This window comes from Micromonospora sp. KC213 (assembly GCF_004348325.1).
Classification (GTDB): domain Bacteria; phylum Actinomycetota; class Actinomycetes; order Mycobacteriales; family Micromonosporaceae; genus Micromonospora.
In genome coordinates this window covers 1-8772 of sequence record NZ_SMKF01000206.1, presented here as the reverse complement: position 1 = coordinate 8772, position 8772 = coordinate 1, and the positions used below count along the sequence as shown (strand labels likewise).

Below are 8772 nucleotides of genomic sequence, written 5' to 3'. Positions count from 1 at the left end.
CCGCGTAGCCTGGTCTGTCGTGATCCCCGCCCCGCGAGCCGCCTCCGCCGGCCGCCCTTACCCGGCGCGCGATACCGCTCGGGATGCGGCGCCGGACCCGGCCACCCGGTGGGCGCTGACCGCCCGGGACGGCGACCCTGCGGCCCAGGCCGCCCTGGTCCGCGCCACCCAGGCCGAGGTGTGGCGGTTCGCCGCCGCCCTGGTCGACCCGGACACCGCGGACGATCTCACCCAGGAGACCTACCTACGGGCGTTCCGGGCGCTGCCCGGCTTCGAGGGACGCTCCAGCGCCCGTACCTGGCTGCTCGGCATCACCCGCCGGGTCTGCGCCGACCACCTGCGCGGTGTGTTCCGGCGACGTCGCCTCGACGAACGACTCGCCGCGGACGCCCACACCGGCCAGCCGCACCCCGACCCGGCCGGGCAGTTCGACACCACCGACCTGATCCGCCGGCTCCCCGCCGACCGGCGGGGCGCGTTCGTCCTCACCCAACTGCTCGGCCTGTCGTACGCCGAGGCCGCCGCCGTGGAGCAGGTGCCGGTCGGCACCATCCGCTCCCGGGTCGCCCGGGCCCGCCACGACCTGATCGACGCCGTCGGCGACGCGATGGCCGGCTGAACCATGGAACTCCGCGACCGGACGGGACGACCAATGGATGTGACCGCTGCTCGCACCCGGGCCATCCGGTGGCCCGTCATCCGTCCCTGGCTCGGCGTTGCCGCGCGCCTCGGCCTGGCCGCCGTCTGGCTGATCGCCGGCGCGACCAAGGTCGGTGACCTGGCCGCCTCCGGCCGCGCTGTCAACGCGTACCAGGTGATGCCCTACGAGCTGGCCGCCGCGATCGGCGCGGCGCTGCCCTTCGTGGAGCTGGCGCTCGGCGCGCTCCTGCTGCTCGGCCTGGCCACCCGGCTCACCGCCGGCGTCTCCGCCGCCCTGCTGGTGGTCTTCGTCACCGGCATCGCCTCCGCCTGGGCCCGCGGCCTGGCCATCGACTGCGGATGCTTCGGCAGCGGCGGGCAGCTCGCCGCCGGGCAGTCCCCGAGTTACCTCCCGGAGATCCTCCGGGACCTGGGATTCCTGGCGCTTGCCGGGTTCCTGCTGGTCTGGCCCCGCACCCCCGTCTCGGTCGACGGTTGGCTGGCGGGCGACGCGCACGTGGAGGACGACGATGAGTAGTCGCAAGGGGCAGCGGGACGCGGCCCGGGTGGTCCGCGAGCACCTGGCCCGGGAGAAGCGGCGCAAACGGACGCTCTGGACCTCGGTCGGGGCGGTCGCGGTCCTGGTGATCGCCGGCCTGATCGGCTGGAGCGTCTGGGCCGGCCAGCGGTCCGACGAGTTCACCACCCCGAAGGGCGCCAGCGACGCCAGCACCGGCATCGTCATCGGCAGCGGAGCGGTCACCATCGACCTCTACGAGGACTATCTCTGCCCGGCCTGCAAGCAGTTCCAGCAGCTCAGCGGGGGCACCATCAACCAGCTGGTCAGCGAGGGCAAGGCGCGGGTGGTGTTCCACCCGGTGGCCTACCTCGACCGGCTCTCCACCACCGGGTACTCCACCCGCGCATCGGCCGCGTCCGGCTGCGCCGCCGACGGCGGCAAGTTCAAGGAGTTCACCGACGCGCTCTTCGAACGGCAGCCACCGGAGGGCAGCGCCGGGCTCAGCAACCAGGAGCTGATCGACATCGGCGCGGGCGTCGGGCTGAACCGGGACGACTTCGGTTCCTGCGTCTCCGACGGCCGCTACAAGCCGTGGACCGAGCACGTGACCGAGGACGCCAGCCGGGCCGGCGTCACCGGCACCCCGACCGTCAAGGTCAACGGCAAGGACGTCGAGGACCGCTCCCCGGACGGCATCCGGGCGGCGGTGGAGGCGGCCGGCAGGTGACCCCGCCGCGCAGGGTCGGCGTGGTCGTGGGTGCCGTGCTCGCCGCCGTGCTCACCCTCGCCGCCCCGGCCGCCGCGCACGGTGCCGACGCCCCCGACGGCACCGACTACCGTGTCCAGGCGATCGGCCTCAGCCCGGCCCGCGCCGGCCTGACGGTACGGGCCGTCGAGGCGGGCGCCCGGCTGGAACTGGTCAACACCACCGGGCGAGACGTCCAGGTGATCGGCTACTCCGGGGAGCCGTACCTGCGGGTCGGGCCGGACGGGGCGTACGAGAACAGCCGCTCCCCCGCCACGTACCTGAACCGGACCCTCGCCGGGGACACCACCCTGCCAACGGAGGCGGACCCGGCCGCGCCGCCGCGTTGGCGGAAGATCGGCGATGTGCCGCGGGTGCGCTGGCACGACCAGCGCACCCAGTGGCGGGAGGCCGGCGTGCCGGCCCCCGCCGTCACCGACCCGACCCGCCCGCACCGGGTCCGGGACTGGGTCGTCCCGATCCGTGACGGCGCGGAGCAGGTCGGGATCCGGGGCACCCTGGACTGGGTGCCGCCACCGGACCCGTACCCGTGGTGGGTGGCCGCCACCCTCGGCTTCCTGCTCGTCGGCGCGGCCGGCCTGCTGCCGGCCGGCTCGGTCGCCGGCGGCCGGGCGTTGCGCGCGGTCGGGGCGCTGCTGGCCGTCGGCGGCGCGGCGGCGATCACCCTGGTCGTCGGCCGGGAACTGGACGCCGGCGCGGACGGTGCCGGGCCGCTGCTGCTCGGGCTGCTCACCGGGCAGGTCTGGGCGCTGCTCACCGGACTGGGCGCGGTCGCCGCCGGCGGCTGGGCGCTGGCCCGCCGACCCGCCGCCGACTTCGTACTGGCGCTGGCGGGCAGCTGCCTGGCAGTCTTCGTCGGCGTCGCCAACCTCGCCACGTTCTCCCGCGCGGTGGCCCCGGCCCCCTGGCCCGGCCAGTACGCCCGGCTGCTGCTGGTGCTGGTGCTGATCGCCGGGGCCGGGGCGGTCGGCGCCGGTGTCCTGCGCCTGCACGCCGCCTCCCGCGCCGCCGTGACCGCCGCCGGCCATCGCACCCCCGTCCCCGCCTGACAGCGCCACCCGCCACCCGCCGCCCGGGCCAAGGCCGGCGCGGCGGACAAGGCCGGCGCGGCGGACAAGGCCGGCGCGGCGGACAAGGCCGGCGCGGCGCGATCCGGTCAGGGGCGGGGCAGCGAGTGCGGGCTGAAACCGTAGGGCAGTTCGAGGCGGTGCCGGGCCAACAGCTCCGCGTCGGAGAGGACGTCGACGGTGGGAGCGTCGGCCACGATCCGGCCGGCGTCGAGGATCACCGATCGCGGGCACAGTTCCGCCGCGTACGGCAGGTCGTGGGTGACCATCAACAGGGTCACCGGCAGGGTACGCAGGATCTCGGCCAGTTCCCGCCGGGCCGCCGGGTCCAGGTTCGACGAGGGCTCGTCGAGCACCAGGATCTCCGGGCGCATGGCCAGCACGGTGGCGACCGCCACCCGGCGGCGCTGGCCGAACGACAGGTGGTGCGGGGCCCGGTCCCGGTGGGCGCTCATCCCCACCGCGTCGAGGGCCTCGTCCACCCGCTCGGCCAGCTCCGCCCCGCGCAGCCCCAGGTTCGCCGGGCCGAACGCCACGTCCTCGGCGACCGTGGGCAGGAAGAGCTGGTCGTCCGGGTCCTGGAAGACGATCCCGACCCGGCGACGGATCTCGGCCAGCGTGCCCCGGTCGCTCGACACGGTCAGCCCGCCGATGCTGACCGTGCCCTCGGTGGGGGTCAGGATGCCGTTGAGGTGCAGCACCAGGGTCGTCTTGCCGGCCCCGTTCGGGCCGAGCAGGGCCACCCGCTCGCCGCGCGGCACGGTCAGGTCCACCCCGCGCAGGGCGACGTGACCGTCCGGGTACGCGTACCGGACGCCACGGACGTCCAACGAGACAGCGGTGGGCACCTACCGATCATGTCAGGACGACGGCGGTGGCGGCGATGAGGACCGCCGTCACCGGCACGGTCGCCGCGGCCAGCCACTGCCCGGCGGTGGCCGCACCGGCGCCCCGCCAGACCACCGGCATCCGCCCCGAGTAACCCCGGGACAGCATCGCCAGGTAGACCCGCTCGCCCCGCTCGAAGGCGCGCAGGAACAGCGCACCCACCCCGGCTGCGAACCCGCGTAGCTGCCACAGGAAACGCGGGTCGTCGCCCCGGGACACCCGGGCCACCCGCATCCGGCGGGCCTCGCCCACCAGCACGTCCAGGTAGCGCAGCATGAAGGTGGCGATCTGGGTGACGATCTGCGGGCAGCGCAGCCGATCCAGGCCCACGATCAGATCCCGGGTGGTGGTGGTCGCCGCCAGCAGCAGCGACGCCAGCACACCCAGGGTGCCCTTGGCGACGATGTTCCACCCGCCGTACAGGCCGTCGACCGACAGGCTGAGCCCGGCGACCTCGACCCGCTCCCCCGCGCCCAGCAACGGCAGCGCGAAGGCGAAGAGCACGAACGGCAGCTCGATCATCGAGCGCAGCAGCAGCCACCCGGCACCCACCCGGGCCAGCGCGGCGACGAGGGCAACCAGCACCGCGTACCCGGCGAAGGCCCACAGGGCCTCCCTCGGGGTGGCCACCACGGCGACGGTGAACAGCACCATCGCCGCGATCTTCACCTCCGGGGCGAGCCGGTGCACCGGGGACGGCACCTCCCGGTAGAGCACGTGCGCGTGCCCGGCCCCCATCGGCGTGCCCCCTCAGCCGGTCGTGCCGGCGGGCTGCCGGTCGTCGCGCGCGGCCTCGCCGGCGTCACCGGACCCGGCCGGGCCACGTCGGCGCAGCAGCCAGAAGACACCGCCGCCGACCACGAAGGTCAGCAGGACCCCGAGCACCCCGGACAGCGCGGTGGAGAGGAAGTCGTTGTCGATCCCGGCGATCCCGTAGTCGGCCAGCGGACCGCCCACCTCGTGCTCCTTCTCCTGCTGGGCCGGGCAGGAACCGCCGGTGATCTCCCCCTCGGCGTCGACGGTGCAGCCCTTGAGCAGTGCCGAGTCCAACCCGTCGGGGTGAGACGAGGCGTAGCTGCTGACCACCCCGGCCAGCAGCAGCGCGACCAGCAGGCCGACCGCGACGAAACCCCAGGTACGGTTCCTCACCGGGCACCTCCGACGGCCGGGACGGTCGCCGGCGTCGCCGGCTTCAGGGCGCGCAGCGCGTACACCAGGTCTGGCCGGACCTTCGCGACGGTGGCCACGGTGGTGGCGGTGATCAAACCCTCTCCGATACCGATCAGCAGGTGGAATCCGGCCATCGTGCCGGCCAGCCCGGCGAGGTTGCCGCCCAGGTCGGTGGTGCCGCCAAGCCAGTACTGGAGCACGAAGCCCTGGCTCGCGACCACCACGCTCACCAGTGCGGAGACGAACGCGGTGACGCTCAGCCCGAACGGGGTACGCGGCAGCACCCGGAGCAGACCGGCGATGAGCAGGTACGCCGCCGCGGTGCCGATCAGCGCCATGTTGGTGATGTTCAAACCCAGCATCGCGACGCCGCCGTCACCGAAGACCAGGGCCTGCACCACCAGCACCACCGCCACGCAGAGCGCGCCCACCCACGGGCCGACCAGCAGCGCGGCGAGCGCGCCGCCGAGCAGGTGCCCGCTCACCCCGGCGGTGAAGATCGGGAAGTTGAGCATCTGCACGGCGAAGATGAAGGCGGCGACCAGGCCGGCCATCGGGGCCAGCCGGTCGTCCAGGTCGCGGCGACCGCGCAGCACGCAGAAGCTCAGCGCGGCGAGGGCGAGGGCCGCGAAGACCCCCGCCACGGGACCGTTGATGATCCCGTTCGAGATGTGCATCGCGAGGGTGTCCACGCGCGCGAGCCTATTTCCCCACAGGTGCTGTTGCCAAGGGCTGGCAACTGCACCTGCGATCCCGTTGTGCGGCGCGTCACCCCGCGCTCGCCGCCCAGGCCCGGCGGTAGGGTCGAGGCCATGACCGCGCCCGACCGCCTCAGCCCCGGCGACCCCGCCCCCGACTTCACCCTGCCGACCGACAGCGGCGGGACGCTCTCCCTGGCCGACCTGCGGGGCCGCCGGGTCATCCTGTACGCGTACCCGGCCGCGATGACCCCCGGCTGCACCAAGCAGGCCTGCGACTTCCGCGACTCGCTCGCCTCCCTCCAGTCCGCCGGTTACGAGGTCGTCGGGATCTCGCCGGACAAGCCGGAGAAGCTGGCGAAGTTCCGCGAGCGCGACGCCATCACCTTCCCGCTGGTGGCCGACACCGACCGGGCGGTGCTCACCGCCTACGGCGCGTACGGCGAGAAGCAGATGTACGGCAAGACCGTCACCGGGGTGATCCGCTCCACCTTCGTCATCGACCCGGACGGCAAGATCGAGCGTGCGTTCTACAACGTCAAGGCCACCGGACACGTCGCCAAGCTGCGCCGCGACCTCGGCCTGGACTGACAGACCGTCACACCCGGCCGCTACCGTCCGTGCGTGGTCCGGTACCGGTACACCCCCGACGCGCTCGCCGAAGCGGCCGCCGCCGCGTACAGCGTCACCGAGGTGATGCGGCTGCTCGGCGTACGCGTCAGCGGCGGCTCGCACGCGCACATCAGCCGGCAACTGAAGCGCTTCGGCATCGACACCTCCCACTTCACGGGCAGCGCTCACACGCGGGGACGGCGTGGTGTCCGCCGGACCACGTCATCGCAACTGCTGGTGTTCCTGCCGCCCGGATCGCGCCGCACACCCGGCACCCGACTCAAGTGGGCGTTGTCCGACATCGGCGTGCCCGAACGGTGTGAGAAGTGTGGCGTCGGGTCGACCTGGCAGGGGCGTCCGCTGACCCTGCACGTCGACCATGTCAACGGCGACTTCCTCGACAACCGGCCACCCAACCTGCGACTGCTGTGCCCGAACTGCCACAGCCAGACCGACACGTACGCAGGGCGTAACAAGCGCCCTGGCCCGGCGGGTTCGCCGCCGGCCGACCAGTCGATGCGCGTGACTCCCCTGTCCGACCGCTGTAGGGCACCGAACATTGAGGCACCGGGAGGCGGACCCCTCCGGCCCCACACCCTCTTCCCGGGAGGCTCTAGACTCAGCACATCGGCGGGAGTGGCGGAACGGCAGACGCGCAGGCCTTAGGAGCCTGTGTCCGGAAGGACGTGGGGGTTCGAAACCCCCCTCCCGCACCGACAATCCGATGACGGCCCGGCTCGACCTTCCTGTTGCGCTGGTCACGCTCCGCTTGCCAGAGCAGCCCGGTCCATCAGGATGACCCGGGTGAGCCTGCGTTTCGTCCTCGACCCCGACCTCTCTCCCGCGCTGCGCCAGCAGCTCACGCAGTTGTGGGTGGAGGTGACCAACGCCGGTGGCGCGGTCGGCTTCGTCGCGCCGGTCACCGTCGACGAGGTCCGCCCGGTCGCCGAGGCGACCTTCCGCGACGTCGTCGCCGGCCCGGACCGGCTGCTGGTCGGGTACGCGGGCGACGAACCCGTCGCGGTGCTGGTCTTCGTCGACAACCGGTTCCACCTGAAGGCCCACTGGGGCACCCTCAAGCGGGTCATGGTCCATCCGAGGACGCAGGGGCTCGGGTACGGCGCGGCGATCATGAAGGAGGCCGCACGTCGGGCGCCCGAGCTGGGTTGGCGGGCCTTGCACGTCACCGTCCGGGGCGGGTTGGGGCTGGAGGGCTTCTACCGCCGGCTCGGCTACCGGGAGGTCGGCCGGTTGCCCGGCGCGCTGCGGGTGGCTCCGGGCGACGACCGGGACGAGATCTTCATGTGGCTCGACCTACCCGCCCCCACACCCTGACCGCTCCGGGCGGTGGGCGCAGGGTGTTGCACGGTCAGCCGCAGGAGCGCTCGGGCGGAACAGCAGCCAGCGGTCGCGTGACCACCTCGCCGGCCAGCGCGGTCGCGGTGGCGTCCGGTTGTCCGGTGATGTCGGCCGCTACCCCGCTGGACGGACGAGCGGGGACGGTCGCCGACGGGCTGACGCTCGGGCCCGGCGACGAGGCGCGGCGGGCAGCGGCCGTCCGGCCGCCCGGGGAGCCGGGTGCCGCGCCACCTGCGGCGGGTGCACCGCCACCAGCGGCGGGTGCCGCGCCGTACATTCGGACGGTGCTGCGCTGGGTCTGGCCGGGGGCGAGCCGGATACCGGTGGCGGTGGTGCGGTGGCCGTACACGTCGGTGACCCGGACGGTGTACGGGCCGGGGCCGGCACCGGAGTCGATCAGCCAGTAGTTGTAGTCCTGCCGGGCGGCCGGCCGGAAACCACCGGAGCTGCCCTGGCGGACCTCGACGGAGCGCAGCGGGTTCCCGTGGTCGCCGACGAGCACCGCGAACCAGTACTGCGAGGCGCCTTCCTTGATCCGGAAGGTGAGCGGGCCGGGCAGCGGTGGGTCGACGACCGCCCGGTAGCTGATCGGGACGATGCCCTGCACGGGGTCGGCGATGCGGGCGAACGCCTCGCGGGACAGGTCGAGGTGCCCGGGTGCGCACTCCGGGCACCGGTCGGTGACCAGCACGCGGACGGTGCCGCGCGGCCCGGTGACGTCGAGGCTGCCACCACAGGCGGCGGCGGCGCCGTATTCGCTGGGGCCGAGGGCGACGTAGAGCCGGTTGGCGGGCACGGTGGGGTACGAGCAGTTGCCGAGGCCCTGCGCGTCGTAGAAGGTTGCCTTTCCCTTCTGGACGGCGCCGCCGACCGGCGGCGCGGCAGCGAGCGGGGCAGCCACCCGGGCCGGGGCGGCGCAGGCGGGGGCGGCGCCGGAGCGCAGCGCGAGACTGAGACCGAGCACGGTGGCGAGCGCGGTGACGCCACCGGCGGCGAGCCAGCGGCTACGGGCGGAACGGGGCGCGCGACGGCGACCCCGGGTGGGCTGGGAGG

Annotated in this window: 12 protein-coding genes and 1 tRNA gene; 8 read left to right on the top strand and 5 right to left on the bottom strand. The window is 74.0% G+C overall.

Annotated elements, in window-relative coordinates; translation table 11 throughout:
* Positions 1-115 precede the first annotated feature (115 nt).
* From E1166_RS27065 to E1166_RS27050, 4 genes are read left to right on the top strand one after another with little or no spacing between them, the layout of a single operon-like run.
* The gene (locus tag E1166_RS27065) at positions 116-619 is read left to right on the top strand and encodes a sigma-70 family RNA polymerase sigma factor (protein ID WP_243710536.1); all 504 of its coding nucleotides are present in this window, start codon (positions 116-118) and stop codon (positions 617-619) included.
* 33 nt (positions 620-652) lie between these two features.
* Positions 653-1177, top strand: a complete 525-nt coding sequence (locus E1166_RS27060; protein WP_132342743.1) for a MauE/DoxX family redox-associated membrane protein — start codon at positions 653-655, stop codon at positions 1175-1177.
* Positions 1170-1886 carry a thioredoxin domain-containing protein gene (locus E1166_RS27055; protein WP_132342742.1) on the top strand — a complete coding sequence of 239 codons (717 nt, stop codon included), beginning with the start codon at positions 1170-1172 and terminating at the stop codon, positions 1884-1886. Before E1166_RS27060 ends, E1166_RS27055 begins: the two co-directional genes overlap by 8 nt.
* A complete protein-coding gene (locus E1166_RS27050; protein WP_132342741.1) occupies positions 1883-2974 on the top strand; it encodes a hypothetical protein in 1092 nt (363 codons plus the stop codon). Before E1166_RS27055 ends, E1166_RS27050 begins: the two co-directional genes overlap by 4 nt.
* 107 nt (positions 2975-3081) lie before the next feature.
* On the opposite strand, the gene E1166_RS27045 is transcribed toward E1166_RS27050, so the two are convergent.
* The 4 genes from E1166_RS27045 to E1166_RS27030 are packed head-to-tail and all read right to left on the bottom strand — an operon-like array spanning position 3082 to position 5742.
* Complete coding sequence (locus E1166_RS27045; protein WP_132342740.1) at positions 3082-3840, bottom strand: ABC transporter ATP-binding protein; 759 nt, start codon at positions 3838-3840, stop codon at positions 3082-3084.
* 7 nt (positions 3841-3847) lie between these two features.
* The gene (gene cbiQ, locus E1166_RS27040; RefSeq protein WP_132342739.1) at positions 3848-4618 is read right to left on the bottom strand and encodes a cobalt ECF transporter T component CbiQ; all 771 of its coding nucleotides are present in this window, start codon (positions 4616-4618) and stop codon (positions 3848-3850) included.
* Between the two features lie 12 nt (positions 4619-4630).
* Complete coding sequence (locus E1166_RS27035; RefSeq protein ID WP_132270829.1) at positions 4631-5029, bottom strand: PDGLE domain-containing protein; 399 nt, start codon at positions 5027-5029, stop codon at positions 4631-4633.
* Positions 5026-5742: an energy-coupling factor ABC transporter permease gene (locus tag E1166_RS27030; protein ID WP_132342738.1), complete on the bottom strand. Its 717-nt coding sequence runs from the start codon at positions 5740-5742 to the stop codon at positions 5026-5028. The genes E1166_RS27035 and E1166_RS27030 overlap by 4 nt, the downstream gene beginning before the upstream one ends.
* 120 nt (positions 5743-5862) lie before the next feature.
* Between E1166_RS27030 and bcp the strand changes: the two genes are divergently transcribed.
* The 4 genes from bcp (at position 5863) to E1166_RS27010 (ending at position 7695) form a co-directional block, all read left to right on the top strand.
* Entirely contained in the window at positions 5863-6339 is a 477-nt protein-coding gene (gene bcp, locus E1166_RS27025; protein ID WP_132342737.1) for a thioredoxin-dependent thiol peroxidase, read from the top strand.
* Between the two features lie 33 nt (positions 6340-6372).
* Positions 6373-7026 (top strand): HNH endonuclease signature motif containing protein, encoded by a 654-nt coding sequence (locus E1166_RS27020; RefSeq protein WP_207914562.1) that lies wholly within the window; start codon positions 6373-6375, stop codon positions 7024-7026.
* Positions 6991-7073 (top strand) — tRNA-Leu (locus E1166_RS27015). Before E1166_RS27020 ends, E1166_RS27015 begins: the two co-directional genes overlap by 36 nt.
* Positions 7074-7164: 91 nt before the next feature.
* On the top strand, positions 7165-7695 hold the full coding sequence (locus E1166_RS27010; RefSeq protein WP_132342736.1) for a GNAT family N-acetyltransferase: 531 nt from the start codon (positions 7165-7167) through the stop codon (positions 7693-7695).
* A 34-nt stretch (positions 7696-7729) separates the two neighbouring features.
* Here the strand turns inward: E1166_RS27010 and E1166_RS27005 are convergent.
* The coding region (locus E1166_RS27005) for an expansin EXLX1 family cellulose-binding protein (RefSeq protein ID WP_132342735.1) at positions 7730-8772 on the bottom strand (1043 nt) is incomplete at its 5' end.

Coding starts and splice junctions, on each gene's coding strand:
- bcp (WP_132342737.1), top strand. CDS start 5,863: ATGACCGCGCCCGACCGCCTCAGCCCCGGCGACCCCGCCCCCGACTTC.
- cbiQ (WP_132342739.1), bottom strand. CDS start 4,618: ATGGGGGCCGGGCACGCGCACGTGCTCTACCGGGAGGTGCCGTCCCCG.
- E1166_RS27060 (WP_132342743.1), top strand. CDS start 653: ATGGATGTGACCGCTGCTCGCACCCGGGCCATCCGGTGGCCCGTCATC.
- E1166_RS27055 (WP_132342742.1), top strand. CDS start 1,170: ATGAGTAGTCGCAAGGGGCAGCGGGACGCGGCCCGGGTGGTCCGCGAG.